The following is a 19,376-nucleotide window of genomic DNA, read 5'->3' as shown; positions in this document are numbered from 1 at the left end:
CTCGGCCGGGCGGCCGCTCAGTTCCGCCATGTGGTCGAACCGGGTCGAGAAGGATCCGACCCCGGCCGTCGCGGAGCGCAGCTCGACGATGAGGTCGCCGATCTCCGATTCCGGAATCGTGGCGCTGAGCACCTGCCAGCCCGACCAGCCGGGCCGCTCGTCGTAGCCCAGGATCTGCCCGCGCCGCCCGGTCACCAAGGCGGTCGCCTTGGACAGGGCCTCGGACGGGATCGTGATCTCGACCGACAGCACCGGCTCCAGCAGCACGGGCTTCGCCTTGGGGAGCGCCTCGGCCAGAGCGAGCCGGGCGGCGGCCTGGAAGGCGGCGTCGGAGGAATCCACCGTGTGGTAGGAGCCGTCGGTGAGGGTCACCGCGAGATCCACCACCGGGAAGCCGAGGGGCCCGGCCCTGAGCGCGTCCCGAACCCCGGTCTCCACGGACGGGATGTACTGGCGCGGCACCACGCCGCCGGTGATCTGGTCCTGGAACGCGAATCCCTCCCCGCGCGGCAGCGGCTTGATTTCGATCATCACGTCGCCGAACTGGCCGTGCCCGCCGGTCTGCTTGCGGTGGCGCCCGCGGGCGGAGGCCGGCAGCTTGATCGTCTCGCAATAGGCGACCCTCGGCTTGGCGGTCTCGACCCCGACCTGGAACCGGGAGGCGAGCTTTTCCACCGCCACGCGCAGGTGCATCTCGCCCTGGCCGTGGAGCCGGATCTCGCCCATCTCGGGCCGGTTCTCGACGGCGAGCGACGGGTCCTCCTCGGTGATCTTGGCGAGCGCGCTCGACAGGCGCACGTCGTCCTTGCGGTCCTTCACCTTGAGGGCCAGCACGTAGACCGGCTCGGGCGGCACCGGCGACACGATGGCCTCCGGGCGCGCCTTGCCGGCCGCGAAGGCGTCCCCGGTGGCGATCCCTTCCAGGCGGCCGAACCCGACCGTCTCGCCGGCGGCGGCCTCGGCTTTGCGGTTCATGGCGGAGCCGACCAGGGTGGCGAGGCTGCCGATCCGCGCCTCCGCGCCCCGGGACCCGACCACATTGTCGCCCTCGCGGAAGGCGCCGCGCATGATCCGGGCGAGGGTGAGCTTGCCGCCCTGGCCCATATGCAGGGTCTTCATGGCCTGGGCGAGCGGCGCCCCCTCGTCGGACAGGCCGAGGCGCGCCCGGGTCTGCGCCAGGCCGGGCGCCTCGTGGCGCAGCGCCTTGAGCAGCCGCGTGATGCCGTTGCCGCGCTCCGCCGAGCCGATCAGGGCCGGCACCACGTGCCGTTCCCTCAGCTCCTTCGACAGGTCGTCGAAAATCTGGTCGCGCGGGGGCTCGATCTCGGAGATCAGCTCCTCCATGAGTTCGTCGTCGTAATCAGCCAGGCGTTCCAGCATGGCGAAGCGCGCTTCCTTCTCGCGCGGCAGCTCGCCCTCGGGCAGGTCGACGATCTCGCTCGGCGCATGCTCGCGGTAGATGAAGGCGCGCTCCAGGGCGAGGTCGATGAAACCGATCGCGATGCCATCCTTCCAAAGCGGGATCTGGCGCAGGAGCAGCGGCGTGCGCGAAGCCTGCTGGAGCAGCGCCAGGGTCTCGCGGATGCGCTGGGTGGCCGTGTCGATCTTGTTGATGAACAGGAAGCGCGGGATGTCCGCCTCCTCCAGCTCCCGAAGGATGATCTCGAGGGCCGGGATCTTGCGTTCGTCCGCCTCGCAGACGACGACCGCCGCGTCGCAGACCGGCGTCACGTTGCGCATCTCGTGCAGGAATTCCGTCGAGCCGGGGCAGTCCACGAAAGTCATGCTCTCGCCGAGGAACTCGACCGTGGCCACGTTGGGCTCGATGCTCATGGCGTGGGCGCGGGCTTCCGCGCTCGCATCGCCGACGCTGTCCCCGTTGGACACGCGGCCCGCCCGCGAGATCGCACCGGTGCGCTCCAGGATCGCTTCCAGGAGCGTGGTCTTGCCGCTCTGAAACGGGCCGACGATTGCGATGCATCGCGGGCCCGAACCTAGTCTGCCGTTGGGTGCCATAGGGTTCATCCTCCCTGCCCCCACTTCGGACGTTCTCTTCCGACGTTCTCTTCACGGACGCGTTACCGTGAATGCTCTGCCTCGGATGGTGAGTTGGCAAGAGGTCTTTTGAGGGCGCCGGGCGGGCGGAACGGGCCGCTCCGTCACCCTCCACGTCATGGCCGGCCTTGTGCCGGCCATCCCGATCCGGTGAAGCGCGGCGCTCGTCCGGCTGGGATCACCGGCCCCGGGCCGGGAACGACAGGAGAGCCCTCCTACCGGGCCCGGCGCAGCTCGAAATCGGCCACGCCGAGGGCGAGGTTGACGCCGGTCTGGCCGCCGACCGAGAGGGGCTGGAGCGAGATGCTCCGGTTGGAGCCGCCCACCAGCACGTTCGCCTGCGCCCCGGCCCCGACCGTGGCCTCGGCGGCCCCGCCCACATAGCTGCCGGCGAGCGACCCGGGCGCCACGCTGCCCCGGGAGAGCACCGCCCAGGTGAGGATGCCTCCGCGCGTCGCCCCGATGTCGAGCCCGAACCGGCGGATCGACCCCACATAGCGCTCGTTGGGCCCGCGCCTCGGGTTGAAGGTACACAGGGTGGTCTTCTGCGACGTGACGATGAGCCCGATCCCGCCCGACACACTGCAGGACAGGATTCCGGCCCGCCCCCGGTTCTGGGCCTGAGCCTCCGTGGCCCCGAGGGACGCGAGCACGGCGAGAGCGGCAACGGAGAGAGCGGCGCGACGCATGGACAAATCTCCCAGGCTTGATGAAGCTTAGCGATTAACGGCGCAGGGGCGGCGCCCGTTCCATGGACCGGCCGGCGATCCCGGATGAGGTGATGGGGGGAACCCGGCCCGTCGCGCCCCTGCCCCCGCGCTCCTGCCCGTCTCGAGCCTGGATCCGCCCGCGTCGCCCGACCCTCGACGTCATGGCCGGGCTTGTCCCGGCCATCCCGATTGTCTTGAGCGCCGCGCGTCTCATCATCGGGATCACCGGCACGAGGCCGGTGATGACGTGGAGAAGGTGGTCAGGGCCGGTGACAACACCCTCCCCACGTCATGGCCGGCCTTGTGCCGGCCATCCCGATGCGGTGAGACGCGGCGCCTCTCGGAAGCGGGTCACCGGCACGAGGCCGGTGATGGCGTGGAGACGGTGGTCAGGGCCGGTGACGACATGAGCTGGGTCGGTGTCCGGCTGGTCGGCCCCCAAAGCATTTTTCCGGCCCACGCCCTCCGTTCGGAGAGTAGCCCAAGGGAAACCCTGTCTGTTAAGCAACCTTGTTCGCGCGCGGCTGGGGGGCTGCGTGTTTCCCTCGACCGAGACTACGACCATGCTTTTGTCCGTGCTGTCCGTCGTCAAACCGACGAGCGACCAGATTCAATCCCGCATCTCGACCGCTGCCAACGGCGCGGAGGCGCTGGGCGCCAGCTCCAGCGCCCAGTTCAGCCCGGACGGGCGCTCCGTGCTGTTCAAGAGCGATGCCCCCAACCTGATCGCCGGCGGCACCAATGGAACAACTCACATCTTCCTCAAGGACCTGACCACTCACGCCATCACTCGCCTCTCGACCACGGCGGACGGATTAGAGGCCAACGGCAACAGTTATGACGTCCAAATGACCCCGGACGGTCGCTTCATGGTGTTCACAAGCATCGCCGATAACTTGGTTAGCAATGACCACAACAACAAGCACGACATCTTCCTCAAGGATCTGACCACTCACGCCATCACTCGCCTCTCGACCACACCCGCTGGAGAAGAAGCCAATGGCTTCAGCTTTGAGCCACGTTTGAGCCCGGACGGACAATTTTTGATGTTTACAAGCAACGCCGTCAATTTGGGCGCCGACAATTTCTTGTCCAGCGAGATTTTCCTGAAGAACCTGACCACCAAGGACATAACCCGCATCACGGTTGCGGCGGACGGAACACCTGGAAGCGTCGGGGGCGATCAACCTCTGTTCAGTCCAGACGGGCACTCGATCGTGTTCAGAAGTTTCTCCTCCAAGCTGGTCGCAAATGACACCAACACCTCCTGGGACATCTTCCTCAGAGACCAGTTCGGAACCATCACCCTGCTCTCCAAAGCCGTTGACGGAACACAGGGAAACAGCTTCAGCTCTAACCCACAGTTCAGCCCGGACGGCCAATACGTTCTGTTCGAAAGCAACGCCAACAATCTGATCGCCGGCGACGGCAACAATCAACTCGACGTCTTTCTGAAGGATATACATTCCGGCGCCGTCACTCTCCTGTCCAGGACGGCGGATGGGACGCAGGGAGACAGGGGCAGCTATAATGCCCGGTTCAGCCCGGAGGGGCGCTATATCGTGTTCGAAAGCGACGCCACCAATCTGGTGGCCGACGACAATAACGGTCAAACCGACATCTTCGTGAAAGATCTCGTCGGCGGCACGGTCACACGACTCTCTACGGCAGCCGATGGCACGGAGGCCGATTTCGAAAGCTCCTTCGCACAGTTCAGCCCAGACGGGCGCTTCGTGACGTTCGAGAGCGAGGCCACCAACCTGGTCGACGGAGACACCAACGGCACGAGCGACATCTTCGTCGTCGACCTGCTCTACAAGGCCAACGCCGCCGCCATCCTGGAGGGCCGCTTCCTCGAGACGACACTCGGCGTCGGCGCCGCCTCAAGCCTCAGCATCGACTGGGGCGACGGCACCACGTCCACGCAGACGCCCGTCGCCGGCCAGGTCAGCCTCGCCCATGCCTATGCCAGCACCGGCAGCAAGAGCGCCGTGGTCACCCTGGTCGAGGGCGCGCTCACCTGGAGCGTGGCGCATCATGTGGATGTCGCGGCTGGGGCGATGGTGCGCAACACCGCCGTGTTCGACACGCTCTCCGGCGGCGCCGGGCACGACGTTCTCACCGGCGACGCCTTCGGCAACATCCTCAACGGCGGCGGCGGCACCGACACCGTCATCGCCGGCAGCAGCTTCTCGCTCGCGGCGCTCGCCGAGGTCGAGAACCTCACCGCCAGCGGCAGCGCCGGCGTGAGCCTGACCGGCAACGGGCTCGCCAACATGCTCACCGGCAATGCCGGCGCCAACCGCCTCGACGGCGGCGCGGGCGCGGATGTGCTGAGTGGGGGCGCGGGCGACGACACCTATGTCACCGACGGGCTGGATACGATCCATGAGGCGGCGGGCGGGGGCACCGACACGGTGATCACCGGCAGCAGCTTCTCGCTGGCGGCATTCGCCGAGGTCGAGAACCTTTCCGCCGCCGAGGGCACGGCCGGGCTGGCGCTCACCGGCAATGCTCTCGCCAACATGCTCACCGGCAATGCCGGCGCCAACCGGCTCTCCGGCGGGGCGGGCGCGGATGTGCTCACCGGCGGGCTCGGCCAGGACAGCCTGACGGGCGGCGCGGGAAAAGACGTGTTCGCCTTCGACGATCGCGACACCGGCGCGGCGAAGAGCCGGGCCGATGTCGTGACCGACTTCTCGGGCCGGCAGGGCGACCGCCTCGACCTGCGGGCGGTCGACGCCAACACGAAGCGCGCGGGCGACCAGGCCTTCAGCTTCATCGGCACGAAGGCGTTCAGCAAAGCCGGCCAGGTGCGCACCGAGACGGTGAAGGGCGCCACCTACGTGCTTCTCAACACCGACAACGACAAGGCCGCCGAGGCGGTGATCAAGCTCAAGGGCGCCCTCGACCTGCACAAGGGCTGGTTCGTGCTCTAAGGCCGGCTACCCTCGACGTCGCGGCTCTCTCCCAGGTCATGCCCTCTCCCCCGTCATGGCCGGGCTCGTCCCGGCCATCCCGATATCTTGAAGCGCCGCACCTCAAGCCATCGAGATCACCGGGACAAGCCCGGTGATGACGTGGTGCGTGTGTGGGCCGGTGATGATTTCCTCCGCCGTTCCTGCCACCCTGCGCCCTTCCTGACACCCACGGCCTGCCACCCTCCGCACGTCATGGCCGGGCTTGTCCCGGCCATCCCGATCGGAAGAGCGCGGCGCTTCACCGTATCGGGATCACCGGGACAAGCCCGGTGATGACGTGGAGGGTGGTGTCGGCCGGTGACGACGTGAGGGAGCTGGCGCCCGTCAGCCGTCCTGATGCTCGCCGCGCCGCACGACGCGCATGGCCGTGATCGTGACGGGACCCGCGCGCAGGAGGTTCATGGCCGACACGATCATCTCGGCGAGGCGCTCGGGCGTGACGCTGTCGCCCGCGATGTCGAGGAGGAAGTCCTTCGCCTCCACATGGCCGCCATTGGTGAAGTCGACGCGGGCATCGAACTTCACCCGGTGCGTGGAGGCGGGATCGGCCCGGTAGGGCTGTGCCGCAGGATCGGGATGGAAGGTCCGTGGCAGGTTCATCGGCGCAGTCCTCGACGATCGTTCGTCATACGCTCACCTCGTCAACCGCATTGCCGGCCGCTCTTGCGACGTCGCCGGGCTTGTTCCGATGATCTCGATACGAACCATCGCCGCGCTTCACCTTATCGAGATGGCCGGGACGAGCCCGGCCATGACGGGAGAGGGTGTCGTCGCCGGCCCGGACCACCCTCGACGTCATCACCGGCCCTGTGCCGGTGATCCCGATCGTTGGGAACGCCCCGCTCCACAGCATCGGGATGACCGGCCGGCCATGACGCCTGGGGGATCGGTGTGCCTCAGCGCAACGATCCGCAGAAGCGCTGGATGCGGTGGCAGGCATCCTCCAGCGCCGCGTTGGACGTGGCGTAGGAGATGCGGAAGTTCGGGCCGAGGCCGAAGGCCGAGCCGTGCACGGCCGCGACGCCTTCGGCTTCCAGCAGCTCGGACACGAAGTCCTCGTCGGTCTCCAGCACCTTGCCCGACGGGGCGGTCTTGCCCATCGCTTCGGCGCAGGACGGATAGACGTAGAACGCGCCTTCCGGCATCGGGCACTTCAGGTATTTCGACTGGTTGAGCATGGACACCACGAGGTCGCGGCGCTCCTGGAACGCGCGCTTGAACACCGCGAGGTGATCCTGCGGGCCGTCGAGGGCCTCCACGGCGGCCCATTGCGAGATCGAGGCGGCGCCCGACGTCTGCTGGCCCTGCACGAAGTCCATGGCGTTGATCAGGTGCTGCGGGCCGGCCGCGTAGCCGATGCGCCAGCCGGTCATGGCATAGGCCTTCGACACGCCGTTCATGGTGAGCGTGCGCTCGTAGAGGTTCGGCTCGACCTGGGCGGGCGTGACGAACTCGAAATCGCCGTAGGTCAGGTGCTCGTACATGTCGTCGGTGAGCACCCACACGTGCGGATGGCGCATGAGCACGTCGGTGATCGCCTTCATCTCGGCCCGGGTATAGGCCGCGCCGGTCGGGTTCGACGGGGAGTTGAGGATGATCCACTTGGTCTTCGGCGTGATGGCGCGCTCGAGCGGCTCGGGCTGGAGCTTGAAGCCGTGCTCCATGGTGCAGTCGACGAAGACCGGCTTGCCGCCGCACAGGCCCACCATCTCCGGGTACGACACCCAGTAGGGCGCCGGGATGATGACCTCGTCGCCCGGGTTCAGGGTGGCGAGGAGCGCGTTGTAGATCACCTGCTTGCCGCCCGTGGACACGATGGTCTGCGAGGGCTTGTAGTCGAGGCCGTTCTCGCGCTTGAACTTGCGGGCGATGGCCTCGCGCAGGGGCACGATGCCGGAGACCGGCGTGTACTTGGTCTCGCCCCGGCGGATCGCCGCGATGGCCGCTTCCTTGATGTTGTCCGGCGTGTCGAAATCCGGCTCGCCGACGGAAAGGCTGATCACGTCCCGCCCCTGGGCTTTCAGATCCCGCGCTTTCTGCGTGATGACGATGGTGGCAGACGGCTTGATGCGGGAAAGGGCATCAGACAAAAAGCCCATGGGAATCCTCCGATCGGGGCGTTAGATAAGGACCGTGACGGCGGCGGACCCTAATGCATCGGACCCAAAAGTGGAATCCACTTTTAGGATCCAACCCGATGCATTATTCCTGAATGAGAGCATCGTTGATGCGGAAAAACGGATCCACTTTTCCGCACGATGCTCTAAAGCGGCCAAGCCGCCCAAGCAAGCAAAACAGCAAGCAGGACCGGCCTGTCCCGGGCCGGTTTTCGAGGAGCCGCCTTTTCCGATGTCCAGATCCGTCACCCGCCGCCTCGCGCTCGGCCTCATGGCCGGCGCCGCCCTTGTGGCCAGCGCCGCCGTCTCCGCCCAGGATTTCCCGACCCGCGTCATCAAGATGGTGGTGCCCTACCCGGCCGGTGGGCCGACCGACGTGATCGCCCGCATCGTGGCCGAGGAGATGGGCCGCGATCTCGGCCAGAACGTGATCGTCGAGAACCTCGCCGGCGCCTCGGGGGCGGTCGGCACCCGGGCGGTCGCCAAGGCGGAGCCCGACGGCTACACCATCGTGTTCGGCAACAACCAGACCCACGGCAATAACATGTTCCTGCTGAAGGAGCCGGGCTACGACGCCGTGAAGGACTTCGCGCCGCTCGCGGGCGCCGGCGCGTTCGAGCACGTCTTCGTGGTCCGGAACGACCTGCCGGCGAAGTCCATCCCGGAGCTGATCGCGCTCGCCAAACAGGATCCCGGCAAGCTGAACTACGGCTCGACGGGCGTGGGCTCCGGCTCGCACCTGGCCACCGAGCTGTTCATGACCCGCACGGGCACCAAGATGACCCACGTGCCGTTCCGGGGCGCCGCCCCGCTGGTGACGGAGATCATGGCGGGCCGCATCGACGTGTCGAACTCGACCCTGCCCAGCGTCCTGTCCCAGTTCCAGGCCGGCCAGATGCGCGCCATCGGCATCGCGAGCCCGCAGCGCAACCCGCAGGCGCCCGACGTTCCGACCCTGCGCGAGCAGGGCATCACCGATGCGGACGCGGAATCCTGGGCCGCCTTCTTCGCCCCGGTGAACACCCCCAAGCCGGTCCTCGACAAGCTGTCGGGCACGATCATCGCGATCCTCAACAAGCCCGACGTCAAGGAGCGCATCACCAAGCTCGGCTTCACCCTGAACGTGCGCGACCCGGAGGCGTTCAGGCCCTATCTCGCCAAGGAGATCCAGACCTGGGCCGAGATCATCAGGGCGGCCGGCATCAAGGCCGAGTGAGGGTCTCCGGCGTCGCCCCCGGCCTGGGATGCCCCCCACCCCGTCATGGCCGGGCCTGTCCCGGCCATCCCGATGCGAAGGGCGCGGGGTTCCACACAATCGAGATCACCGGGACGAGCCCGGTGATGACATCGAGGGAGGAGCAACACCCATGCAGCGTCACCAGGGCCGCCTGATCGACCACGTTCACCTGCGCGTCTCGGACCTCGAGGCGAGCCGGCGCTTCTACCGGGCCGTCCTGCAGGCCGTCGGGCGCGCGTTCACCTCGGAGAGCCCGGAGCATTTCGCCTGCGACGAATTGTGGGTCGACCGGGCGGACGGACCGGTCTCGCGGGTCCATCTCGCGTTCCAGGCCCGGGACCGGGAGGCGGTCCACGCCTTCCATGCGGCGGCCCTGGCGGCGGGCGGGCGCGACAACGGCGGGCCGGGAGAACGCTCCTATCACCCAGGCTATTATGCCGCTTTTGTCTTCGACCCCGACGGCCACAATATCGAGGCGGTGCATCACGGGCCGGCCGAGCGCTCTGCGGAATCCGTGATCGTCACGCCGAAACCGTAAGCTCGCTCTGCAACAATCGTTAATAATTAGTTAACGCCGACACTTAGCCGAGAAACCGGATGCGACACTTTCGGACAGGCCTGGAACTTTCTTGAATCACACAGGTTTTTTCCCGCAGCCTCCTTTGGCTGCTGGGGATTGGACCAATGAAAACTTTCCGGTCAAGAAACGCCTATCACGTTTCCTCCCGGGTCCACCGTCTGGACCCGCGTCAGGAGAGCCGCTGCTCGCTCGCTCTGGTCATGCTGCTGGGCCTCGCGACGCTCTCCGTGATGGCCACCACCCAGAGCCTGTCGGCCCAAGACCCGAAGACCGTCCACGTCTATTCTCCGCGATAACGCGTGAGTGAACGGCGTCACGGTTGACGGCCCGTCTCAGGAGTTTAGCTCTCCGGCATCGTGACCGACGGAGAGAATCCCAGATGCTGAGCCCCCGAATCGCCCTGGCCTGCGCCCTCGCGCTCGGCGCCTCCTTCTCCGCCCTCTCCTCTGCGCTCGCCCAGGACACTCAGCGCTTTCGCACCGACAAGGTCGAGGTGATCGTCGAGACGGTCGCGCGCAATCTCGAGAACCCCTGGGGCCTCGCCTTCCTTCCCGACAACCGCATGCTGGTGACGGAACGGTCCGGCCGCCTGCGCATCGTCGATGGCGAAGGTACCCTGTCCGAGCCGATCACGGGCCTTCCCCGACTGTCCGTCCGTGGCCAGGGTGGCCTGCTGGACGTGGCGCTCGATCCCGCCTTCGCCGAGAACCGCCTGGTCTATCTGAGCTTCGCCGAGGATCGTCGCGAGGGCCGCAACGGCACGAGCGTGGCGCGCGGACGCCTCAGCCAGGACGGCACGGCGCTGGAGGGCACCGAGGTGATCTTCCGCCAGGAGCCGTCCTATGCCGGCACCCACCATTTCGGATCCCGCCTGGTCTTCGGCCGGGACGGCAACCTCTTCGTGACGCTCGGCGAGCGCAACGACCTGCGCGATCAGGCCCAGAGCCTCAACAACCACCTGGGCAAGATCGTCCGCATCAAGCCCGCCGGCGGCGCGGCGCCCGACAACCCGTTCCTGGCCCGCGAGGATGCCCGCCCGGAGATCTGGTCGTCAGGCCATCGCAACGTGCAGTCGGCGGCCCTTCACCCGGCGACGGGCGACCTCTGGACCGTCGAGCACGGCGCACGCGGCGGCGACGAGGTCAATATCCCGCAGAGGGGCCGGAACTACGGCTGGCCGGTGATCTCCTACGGGGTGCATTACTCGGGCCAGAGGATCGGCGAAGGCACGCGCAAGACCGGCCTGGAGCAGCCGGTCTATTATTGGGACCCGTCCATCGCGCCCTCCGGCATGGCCTTCTACACGGGCGACCAGTTCCCGGCCTGGCGCGGCAGCATCCTGGTCGGGGCGCTGGCCGGCAAGCTCGTCTCGCGCCTCGAGACCAACGGCAACCGGGTCACCGGCGAGGAGCGCATGCTGCAGCAGCTCGGCGAGCGCATCCGCGACGTGCGCCAGGGCCCGGACGGCTTCGTCTATCTCCTGACGGATTCCCGCAACGGCCGCATCCTGCGCATGAAGCCCGCGACCTGAGCGGTCGAGCGACGAAGCCCACGTGAAGCCCATAACGCCGCTGCCGCCCCTGCCCGGGCTCCGAATTCTGCGCCGGAACCCTTCGTTCAGAGAGTAGCCCAAGGGAAGAGTTGCTTGCTAGAGCATCGGACCAAAATACGGATCCACGACATCCCACCCCTCTTCCCTGGGCAGAGGTAGAAACCGAGCGGGTCCGACAAACCGTCCGATGCTCTAAGCACGATCATTCGCGCGCGGCTGGGGGGCTGCGTGTTTTGATCGCCAGGGGCTGCCCATGCTTTTGACCGTGCTGTCCGTCGTCAAGCCGACGAGCGCCGATATCCTGACCCGCATCTCGACGGATTCCAGTGGCGCGGAAGGGTCGGGCTCGAGCTATCAAGCCCGATTCAGTCCGGACGGGCGCTTCGTGCTGTTCGCGAGCGACAGTGCCCTGGTGGCCAGCGACCACAACGGCGAGAGCGACATTTTCCTCAAGGATCTGACTACGGGCGCTGTCACCCTCCTCTCGGCCGTGGGGGTCACGGGGGGCAATGCGGGCAGCCTCAATGCCCGGTTCAGTGCCGGCGGCGGCTTCGTGGTGTTCGAAAGCGACGCGACCAATCTGGTCGACCATGACAACGAAGGGCACCGGGACATCTTCGTCAAGAACCTGGCCACCGGCGCGGTCACCCGCGCGTCGATCACGGCAGGAAACGTCGAGGCGAACGGCAGCAGTTCCAATGCACAGATCAGCCCGGACGGCCGCTACGTGGTGTTCGAAAGCGACGCCTCCAACCTGGCCGCGGGCAACGATCCCGACAACGGCGAAGCCGACATCTTTCTCAAGGACATGGAAACGGGCATCATCACCTACCTGTCCAAGGCGCCCAATGGAAACCACGGGGATTTCGGCAGCTACAATGCTCGATTTAGCCCGGACGGGAACTCCGTGGTGTTCACAAGCGACGCCACCAACTTGGTCACCGGCGACACCAACCATGCTCAAGACGTCTTCCGCGTAAATCTTGACACGAAAGCAATCGAGCGCCTGTCCGAGTCACGAGCCCACGTCGAGGCGAACGGCAGCAGCTCCAATGCCCAGATCAGCCCGGACGGCCGCTACGTGGTGTTCGAAAGCTACGCCTCCAACCTGATCGACGGCCAAGATGACGATGATGGGCGACTCGATATCTTTCTCAAGGATCTGGAGACCGGCGAGGTCACCTATCTGGCCACGAAGCCCGACGGGACCAAGGCAGACGGCAACAGCTACAGCGCTCACTTCAGCCCGGATGGACGCTATGTCGTGTTCGAAAGCGATGCTCCCGATCTTGTCACCGGCGACGACAACGGCAAGTTCGATATCTTCCTGAAGAACCTGGACACTAAGGAAATCACGCGCCTCTCCGTCGCGGCCAATGGAATGGAGAGCGACTTCGACAGCTTCAATGCTCAGATCAGCCCGGATGGGCGCTTCGTGACGTTCGAGAGCGAGGCCACCAACCTGGTCGCCGGCGACACCAACGGCACGACCGACATCTTCCTGGTCAATCTGCTCTACAAGGCCAATGCCGCCGCCATCGCCGGGGGCCGCTTCCTCGAGACGACACTCGGCGTCGGCAACGCCTCGAGCCTCAGCATCGACTGGGGCGACGGCACCACGTCCACGCAGACGCCCGTCGCCGGCCAGGTCAGCCTCGCCCATGCCTATGCCAGCACCGGCGCCAAGGATGCGGTCGTCACCCTGGTCGAGGGCGCGCTCTCCTGGAACGTGGCGCATCATGTGGATGTCGCGGCTGGGGCGATGGTGCGCAACACCGCCGTGTTCGACACGCTCTCCGGCGGTGCCGGGCACGACGTTCTCACCGGCGACGCCTTCGGCAACATCCTCAACGGCGGCGGCGGCACCGACACCGTCATCGCCGGCAGCAGCTTCTCGCTCGCGGCGCTCGCCGAGGTCGAGAACCTCACCGCCAGCGGCAGCGCCGGCGTGAGCCTGACCGGCAACGGGCTCGCCAACATGCTCACCGGCAATGCCGGCGCCAACCGCCTCGACGGCGGCGCGGGCGCGGATGTGCTGAGTGGGGGCGCGGGCGACGACACCTATGTCACCGACGGGCTGGATACGATCCATGAGGCGGCGGGCGGGGGCACCGACACGGTGATCACCGGCAGCAGCTTCTCGCTGGCGGCATTCGCCGAGGTCGAGAACCTTTCCGCCGCCGAGGGCACGGCCGGGCTGGCGCTCACCGGCAATGCTCTCGCCAACATGCTCACCGGCAATGCCGGCGCCAACCGGCTCTCCGGCGGGGCGGGCGCGGATGTGCTCACCGGCGGGCTCGGCCAGGACAGCCTGACGGGCGGCGCGGGAAAAGACGTGTTCGCCTTCGACGATCGCGACACCGGCGCGGCGAAGAGCCGGGCCGATGTCGTGACCGACTTCTCGGGCCGGCAGGGCGACCGCCTCGACCTGCGGGCGGTCGACGCCAACACGAAGCGCGCGGGCGACCAGGCCTTCAGCTTCATCGGCACGAAGGCGTTCAGCAAAGCCGGCCAGGTGCGCACCGAGACGGTGAAGGGCGCCACCTACGTGCTTCTCAACACCGACAACGACAAGGCCGCCGAGGCGGTGATCAAGCTCAAGGGCGCCCTCGACCTGCACAAGGGCTGGTTCGTGCTCTAAGGCCGGCTACCCTCGACGTCGCGGCTCTCTCCCAGGTCATGCCCTCTCCCCCGTCATGGCCGGGCTCGTCCCGGCCATCCCGATATCTTGAAGCGCCGCACCTCAAGCCATCGAGATCACCGGGACAAGCCCGGTGATGACGTGGTGCGTGTGTGGGCCGGTGATGATTTCCTCCGCCGTTCCTGCCACCCTGCGCCCTTCCTGACACCCACGGCCTGCCACCCTCCGCACGTCATGGCCGGGCTTGTCCCGGCCATCCCGATCGGAAGAGCGCGGCGCTTCACCGTATCGGGATCACCGGGACAAGCCCGGTGATGACGTGGAGGGTGGTGTCGGCCGGTGACGACGTGAGGGAGCTGGCGCCCGTCAGCCGTCCTGATGCTCGCCGCGCCGCACGACGCGCATGGCCGTGATCGTGACGGGACCCGCGCGCAGGAGGTTCATGGCCGACACGATCATCTCGGCGAGGCGCTCGGGCGTGACGCTGTCGCCCGCGATGTCGAGGAGGAAGTCCTTCGCCTCCACATGGCCGCCATTGGTGAAGTCGACGCGGGCATCGAACTTCACCCGGTGCGTGGAGGCGGGATCGGCCCGGTAGGGCTGTGCCGCAGGATCGGGATGGAAGGTCCGTGGCAGGTTCATCGGCGCAGTCCTCGACGATCGTTCGTCATACGCTCACCTCGTCAACCGCATTGCCGGCCGCTCTTGCGACGTCGCCGGGCTTGTTCCGATGATCTCGATACGAACCATCGCCGCGCTTCACCTTATCGAGATGGCCGGGACGAGCCCGGCCATGACGGGAGAGGGTGTCGTCGCCGGCCCGGACCACCCTCGACGTCATCACCGGCCCTGTGCCGGTGATCCCGATCGTTGGGAACGCCCCGCTCCACAGCATCGGGATGACCGGCCGGCCATGACGCCTGGGGGATCGGTGTGCCTCAGCGCAACGATCCGCAGAAGCGCTGGATGCGGTGGCAGGCATCCTCCAGCGCCGCGTTGGACGTGGCGTAGGAGATGCGGAAGTTCGGGCCGAGGCCGAAGGCCGAGCCGTGCACGGCCGCGACGCCTTCGGCTTCCAGCAGCTCGGACACGAAGTCCTCGTCGGTCTCCAGCACCTTGCCCGACGGGGCGGTCTTGCCCATCGCTTCGGCGCAGGACGGATAGACGTAGAACGCGCCTTCCGGCATCGGGCACTTCAGGTATTTCGACTGGTTGAGCATGGACACCACGAGGTCGCGGCGCTCCTGGAACGCGCGCTTGAACACCGCGAGGTGATCCTGCGGGCCGTCGAGGGCCTCCACGGCGGCCCATTGCGAGATCGAGGCGGCGCCCGACGTCTGCTGGCCCTGCACGAAGTCCATGGCGTTGATCAGGTGCTGCGGGCCGGCCGCGTAGCCGATGCGCCAGCCGGTCATGGCATAGGCCTTCGACACGCCGTTCATGGTGAGCGTGCGCTCGTAGAGGTTCGGCTCGACCTGGGCGGGCGTGACGAACTCGAAATCGCCGTAGGTCAGGTGCTCGTACATGTCGTCGGTGAGCACCCACACGTGCGGATGGCGCATGAGCACGTCGGTGATCGCCTTCATCTCGGCCCGGGTATAGGCCGCGCCGGTCGGGTTCGACGGGGAGTTGAGGATGATCCACTTGGTCTTCGGCGTGATGGCGCGCTCGAGCGGCTCGGGCTGGAGCTTGAAGCCGTGCTCCATGGTGCAGTCGACGAAGACCGGCTTGCCGCCGCACAGGCCCACCATCTCCGGGTACGACACCCAGTAGGGCGCCGGGATGATGACCTCGTCGCCCGGGTTCAGGGTGGCGAGGAGCGCGTTGTAGATCACCTGCTTGCCGCCCGTGGACACGATGGTCTGCGAGGGCTTGTAGTCGAGGCCGTTCTCGCGCTTGAACTTGCGGGCGATGGCCTCGCGCAGGGGCACGATGCCGGAGACCGGCGTGTACTTGGTCTCGCCCCGGCGGATCGCCGCGATGGCCGCTTCCTTGATGTTGTCCGGCGTGTCGAAATCCGGCTCGCCGACGGAAAGGCTGATCACGTCCCGCCCCTGGGCTTTCAGATCCCGCGCTTTCTGCGTGATGACGATGGTGGCAGACGGCTTGATGCGGGAAAGGGCATCAGACAAAAAGCCCATGGGAATCCTCCGATCGGGGCGTTAGATAAGGACCGTGACGGCGGCGGACCCTAATGCATCGGACCCAAAAGTGGAATCCACTTTTAGGATCCAACCCGATGCATTATTCCTGAATGAGAGCATCGTTGATGCGGAAAAACGGATCCACTTTTCCGCACGATGCTCTAAAGCGGCCAAGCCGCCCAAGCAAGCAAAACAGCAAGCAGGACCGGCCTGTCCCGGGCCGGTTTTCGAGGAGCCGCCTTTTCCGATGTCCAGATCCGTCACCCGCCGCCTCGCGCTCGGCCTCATGGCCGGCGCCGCCCTTGTGGCCAGCGCCGCCGTCTCCGCCCAGGATTTCCCGACCCGCGTCATCAAGATGGTGGTGCCCTACCCGGCCGGTGGGCCGACCGACGTGATCGCCCGCATCGTGGCCGAGGAGATGGGCCGCGATCTCGGCCAGAACGTGATCGTCGAGAACCTCGCCGGCGCCTCGGGGGCGGTCGGCACCCGGGCGGTCGCCAAGGCGGAGCCCGACGGCTACACCATCGTGTTCGGCAACAACCAGACCCACGGCAATAACATGTTCCTGCTGAAGGAGCCGGGCTACGACGCCGTGAAGGACTTCGCGCCGCTCGCGGGCGCCGGCGCGTTCGAGCACGTCTTCGTGGTCCGGAACGACCTGCCGGCGAAGTCCATCCCGGAGCTGATCGCGCTCGCCAAACAGGATCCCGGCAAGCTGAACTACGGCTCGACGGGCGTGGGCTCCGGCTCGCACCTGGCCACCGAGCTGTTCATGACCCGCACGGGCACCAAGATGACCCACGTGCCGTTCCGGGGCGCCGCCCCGCTGGTGACGGAGATCATGGCGGGCCGCATCGACGTGTCGAACTCGACCCTGCCCAGCGTCCTGTCCCAGTTCCAGGCCGGCCAGATGCGCGCCATCGGCATCGCGAGCCCGCAGCGCAACCCGCAGGCGCCCGACGTTCCGACCCTGCGCGAGCAGGGCATCACCGATGCGGACGCGGAATCCTGGGCCGCCTTCTTCGCCCCGGTGAACACCCCCAAGCCGGTCCTCGACAAGCTGTCGGGCACGATCATCGCGATCCTCAACAAGCCCGACGTCAAGGAGCGCATCACCAAGCTCGGCTTCACCCTGAACGTGCGCGACCCGGAGGCGTTCAGGCCCTATCTCGCCAAGGAGATCCAGACCTGGGCCGAGATCATCAGGGCGGCCGGCATCAAGGCCGAGTGAGGGTCTCCGGCGTCGCCCCCGGCCTGGGATGCCCCCCACCCCGTCATGGCCGGGCCTGTCCCGGCCATCCCGATGCGAAGGGCGCGGGGTTCCACACAATCGAGATCACCGGGACGAGCCCGGTGATGACATCGAGGGAGGAGCAACACCCATGCAGCGTCACCAGGGCCGCCTGATCGACCACGTTCACCTGCGCGTCTCGGACCTCGAGGCGAGCCGGCGCTTCTACCGGGCCGTCCTGCAGGCCGTCGGGCGCGCGTTCACCTCGGAGAGCCCGGAGCATTTCGCCTGCGACGAATTGTGGGTCGACCGGGCGGACGGACCGGTCTCGCGGGTCCATCTCGCGTTCCAGGCCCGGGACCGGGAGGCGGTCCACGCCTTCCATGCGGCGGCCCTGGCGGCGGGCGGGCGCGACAACGGCGGGCCGGGAGAACGCTCCTATCACCCAGGCTATTATGCCGCTTTTGTCTTCGACCCCGACGGCCACAATATCGAGGCGGTGCATCACGGGCCGGCCGAGCGCTCTGCGGAATCCGTGATCGTCACGCCGAAACCGTAAGCTCGCTCTGCAACAATCGTTAATAATTAGTTAACGCCGACACTTAGCCGAGAAACCGGATGCGACACTTTCGGACAGGCCTGGAACTTTCTTGAATCACACAGGTTTTTTCCCGCAGCCTCCTTTGGCTGCTGGGGATTGGACCAATGAAAACTTTCCGGTCAAGAAACGCCTATCACGTTTCCTCCCGGGTCCACCGTCTGGACCCGCGTCAGGAGAGCCGCTGCTCGCTCGCTCTGGTCATGCTGCTGGGCCTCGCGACGCTCTCCGTGATGGCCACCACCCAGAGCCTGTCGGCCCAAGACCCGAAGACCGTCCACGTCTATTCTCCGCGATAACGCGTGAGTGAACGGCGTCACGGTTGACGGCCCGTCTCAGGAGTTTAGCTCTCCGGCATCGTGACCGACGGAGAGAATCCCAGATGCTGAGCCCCCGAATCGCCCTGGCCTGCGCCCTCGCGCTCGGCGCCTCCTTCTCCGCCCTCTCCTCTGCGCTCGCCCAGGACACTCAGCGCTTTCGCACCGACAAGGTCGAGGTGATCGTCGAGACGGTCGCGCGCAATCTCGAGAACCCCTGGGGCCTCGCCTTCCTTCCCGACAACCGCATGCTGGTGACGGAACGGTCCGGCCGCCTGCGCATCGTCGATGGCGAAGGTACCCTGTCCGAGCCGATCACGGGCCTTCCCCGACTGTCCGTCCGTGGCCAGGGTGGCCTGCTGGACGTGGCGCTCGATCCCGCCTTCGCCGAGAACCGCCTGGTCTATCTGAGCTTCGCCGAGGATCGTCGCGAGGGCCGCAACGGCACGAGCGTGGCGCGCGGACGCCTCAGCCAGGACGGCACGGCGCTGGAGGGCACCGAGGTGATCTTCCGCCAGGAGCCGTCCTATGCCGGCACCCACCATTTCGGATCCCGCCTGGTCTTCGGCCGGGACGGCAACCTCTTCGTGACGCTCGGCGAGCGCAACGACCTGCGCGATCAGGCCCAGAGCCTCAACAACCACCTGGGCAAGATCGTCCGCATCAAGCCCGCCGGCGGCGCGGCGCCCGACAACCCGTTCCTGGCCCGCGAGGATGCCCGCCCGGAGATCTGGTCGTCAGGCCATCGCAACGTGCAGTCGGCGGCCCTTCACCCGGCGACGGGCGACCTCTGGACCGTCGAGCACGGCGCACGCGGCGGCGACGAGGTCAATATCCCGCAGAGGGGCCGGAACTACGGCTGGCCGGTGATCTCCTACGGGGTGCATTACTCGGGCCAGAGGATCGGCGAAGGCACGCGCAAGACCGGCCTGGAGCAGCCGGTCTATTATTGGGACCCGTCCATCGCGCCCTCCGGCATGGCCTTCTACACGGGCGACCAGTTCCCGGCCTGGCGCGGCAGCATCCTGGTCGGGGCGCTGGCCGGCAAGCTCGTCTCGCGCCTCGAGACCAACGGCAACCGGGTCACCGGCGAGGAGCGCATGCTGCAGCAGCTCGGCGAGCGCATCCGCGACGTGCGCCAGGGCCCGGACGGCTTCGTCTATCTCCTGACGGATTCCCGCAACGGCCGCATCCTGCGCATGAAGCCCGCGAC

Annotated in this window: 16 protein-coding genes; 10 read left to right on the top strand and 6 right to left on the bottom strand. The window is 67.1% G+C overall.

All coding sequences use genetic code 11. From position 1 onward, the window contains the following. Together NF876_RS39160 and NF876_RS39155 are read right to left on the bottom strand one after the other, a co-directional pair. Window positions 1-2,016, bottom strand: a 2,016-nt coding sequence (locus NF876_RS39160) for an elongation factor G (RefSeq protein ID WP_262273250.1), incomplete at its 3' end; no start/stop codon positions are given. Between the two features lie 254 nt (window positions 2,017-2,270). Continuing rightward, window positions 2,271-2,744 (bottom strand): DUF992 domain-containing protein, encoded by a 474-nt coding sequence (locus tag NF876_RS39155; RefSeq protein WP_262273249.1) that lies wholly within the window; start codon window positions 2,742-2,744, stop codon window positions 2,271-2,273. Window positions 2,745-3,328: 584 nt separating this feature from the next. Here NF876_RS39155 and NF876_RS39150 point away from each other — a divergent pair. Further along, on the top strand, window positions 3,329-5,704 hold the full coding sequence (locus tag NF876_RS39150) for a hypothetical protein (protein WP_262273248.1): 2,376 nt from the start codon (window positions 3,329-3,331) through the stop codon (window positions 5,702-5,704). Between the two features lie 366 nt (window positions 5,705-6,070). Here NF876_RS39150 and NF876_RS39145 read toward each other — a convergent pair whose 3' ends face one another. After that, the gene (locus tag NF876_RS39145; protein ID WP_262273246.1) at window positions 6,071-6,346 is read right to left on the bottom strand and encodes a hypothetical protein; all 276 of its coding nucleotides are present in this window, start codon (window positions 6,344-6,346) and stop codon (window positions 6,071-6,073) included. 296 nt (window positions 6,347-6,642) lie between these two features. Next, on the bottom strand, window positions 6,643-7,845 hold the full coding sequence (locus NF876_RS39140) for a pyridoxal phosphate-dependent aminotransferase (protein ID WP_262273245.1): 1,203 nt from the start codon (window positions 7,843-7,845) through the stop codon (window positions 6,643-6,645). A 250-nt stretch (window positions 7,846-8,095) separates the two neighbouring features. Between NF876_RS39140 and NF876_RS39135 the strand changes: the two genes are divergently transcribed. From NF876_RS39135 to NF876_RS39115, 5 genes are all read left to right on the top strand, one after another. Then, window positions 8,096-9,079 carry a Bug family tripartite tricarboxylate transporter substrate binding protein gene (locus NF876_RS39135; protein WP_262273244.1) on the top strand — a complete coding sequence of 328 codons (984 nt, stop codon included), beginning with the start codon at window positions 8,096-8,098 and terminating at the stop codon, window positions 9,077-9,079. Between the two features lie 151 nt (window positions 9,080-9,230). Then, window positions 9,231-9,638: a VOC family protein gene (locus NF876_RS39130; RefSeq protein WP_262273243.1), complete on the top strand. Its 408-nt coding sequence runs from the start codon at window positions 9,231-9,233 to the stop codon at window positions 9,636-9,638. 146 nt (window positions 9,639-9,784) lie between these two features. After that, complete coding sequence (locus NF876_RS39125) at window positions 9,785-9,976, top strand: hypothetical protein (protein ID WP_262273242.1); 192 nt, start codon at window positions 9,785-9,787, stop codon at window positions 9,974-9,976. A gap of 83 nt (window positions 9,977-10,059) precedes the next feature. Then, the gene (locus NF876_RS39120) at window positions 10,060-11,211 is read left to right on the top strand and encodes a PQQ-dependent sugar dehydrogenase (protein WP_262273241.1); all 1,152 of its coding nucleotides are present in this window, start codon (window positions 10,060-10,062) and stop codon (window positions 11,209-11,211) included. A 274-nt stretch (window positions 11,212-11,485) separates the two neighbouring features. Beyond that, window positions 11,486-13,873, top strand: coding sequence for a hypothetical protein (locus NF876_RS39115; RefSeq protein ID WP_262273247.1), 2,388 nt, complete (start codon window positions 11,486-11,488; stop codon window positions 13,871-13,873). Between the two features lie 366 nt (window positions 13,874-14,239). Here the strand turns inward: NF876_RS39115 and NF876_RS39110 are convergent, their stop codons facing one another. Then, window positions 14,240-14,515, bottom strand: a complete 276-nt coding sequence (locus NF876_RS39110) for a hypothetical protein (RefSeq protein ID WP_262273246.1) — start codon at window positions 14,513-14,515, stop codon at window positions 14,240-14,242. A 296-nt stretch (window positions 14,516-14,811) separates the two neighbouring features. Continuing rightward, window positions 14,812-16,014, bottom strand: coding sequence for a pyridoxal phosphate-dependent aminotransferase (locus NF876_RS39105; RefSeq protein WP_262273245.1), 1,203 nt, complete (start codon window positions 16,012-16,014; stop codon window positions 14,812-14,814). A 250-nt stretch (window positions 16,015-16,264) separates the two neighbouring features. On the opposite strand from NF876_RS39105, the gene NF876_RS39100 reads away from it, so the two are divergent. The 4 genes from NF876_RS39100 to NF876_RS39085 all read left to right on the top strand — a co-directional run. Then, window positions 16,265-17,248, top strand: a complete 984-nt coding sequence (locus NF876_RS39100; RefSeq protein ID WP_262273244.1) for a Bug family tripartite tricarboxylate transporter substrate binding protein — start codon at window positions 16,265-16,267, stop codon at window positions 17,246-17,248. A 151-nt stretch (window positions 17,249-17,399) separates the two neighbouring features. Beyond that, complete coding sequence (locus NF876_RS39095) at window positions 17,400-17,807, top strand: VOC family protein (RefSeq protein WP_262273243.1); 408 nt, start codon at window positions 17,400-17,402, stop codon at window positions 17,805-17,807. Window positions 17,808-17,953: 146 nt separating this feature from the next. Continuing rightward, a complete protein-coding gene (locus NF876_RS39090) occupies window positions 17,954-18,145 on the top strand; it encodes a hypothetical protein (RefSeq protein WP_262273242.1) in 192 nt (63 codons plus the stop codon). A gap of 83 nt (window positions 18,146-18,228) precedes the next feature. After that, on the top strand, window positions 18,229-19,376 hold a 1,148-nt coding region (locus tag NF876_RS39085; RefSeq protein WP_262273241.1), incomplete at its 3' end, for a PQQ-dependent sugar dehydrogenase.

Source organism: Microvirga yunnanensis (genome assembly GCF_025460875.1).
Note: the sequence above shows the minus strand (reverse complement) of the source record. Positions and strands in the feature narration are given on the sequence as shown.

Coding starts and splice junctions, on each gene's coding strand:
- NF876_RS39120 (WP_262273241.1), top strand. CDS start 10,060: ATGCTGAGCCCCCGAATCGCCCTGGCCTGCGCCCTCGCGCTCGGCGCC.
- NF876_RS39150 (WP_262273248.1), top strand. CDS start 3,329: ATGCTTTTGTCCGTGCTGTCCGTCGTCAAACCGACGAGCGACCAGATT.
- NF876_RS39155 (WP_262273249.1), bottom strand. CDS start 2,744: ATGCGTCGCGCCGCTCTCTCCGTTGCCGCTCTCGCCGTGCTCGCGTCC.
- NF876_RS39145 (WP_262273246.1), bottom strand. CDS start 6,346: ATGAACCTGCCACGGACCTTCCATCCCGATCCTGCGGCACAGCCCTAC.
- NF876_RS39115 (WP_262273247.1), top strand. CDS start 11,486: ATGCTTTTGACCGTGCTGTCCGTCGTCAAGCCGACGAGCGCCGATATC.
- NF876_RS39095 (WP_262273243.1), top strand. CDS start 17,400: ATGCAGCGTCACCAGGGCCGCCTGATCGACCACGTTCACCTGCGCGTC.
- NF876_RS39100 (WP_262273244.1), top strand. CDS start 16,265: ATGTCCAGATCCGTCACCCGCCGCCTCGCGCTCGGCCTCATGGCCGGC.
- NF876_RS39090 (WP_262273242.1), top strand. CDS start 17,954: ATGAAAACTTTCCGGTCAAGAAACGCCTATCACGTTTCCTCCCGGGTC.
- NF876_RS39130 (WP_262273243.1), top strand. CDS start 9,231: ATGCAGCGTCACCAGGGCCGCCTGATCGACCACGTTCACCTGCGCGTC.
- NF876_RS39135 (WP_262273244.1), top strand. CDS start 8,096: ATGTCCAGATCCGTCACCCGCCGCCTCGCGCTCGGCCTCATGGCCGGC.
- NF876_RS39110 (WP_262273246.1), bottom strand. CDS start 14,515: ATGAACCTGCCACGGACCTTCCATCCCGATCCTGCGGCACAGCCCTAC.
- NF876_RS39125 (WP_262273242.1), top strand. CDS start 9,785: ATGAAAACTTTCCGGTCAAGAAACGCCTATCACGTTTCCTCCCGGGTC.
- NF876_RS39140 (WP_262273245.1), bottom strand. CDS start 7,845: ATGGGCTTTTTGTCTGATGCCCTTTCCCGCATCAAGCCGTCTGCCACC.
- NF876_RS39105 (WP_262273245.1), bottom strand. CDS start 16,014: ATGGGCTTTTTGTCTGATGCCCTTTCCCGCATCAAGCCGTCTGCCACC.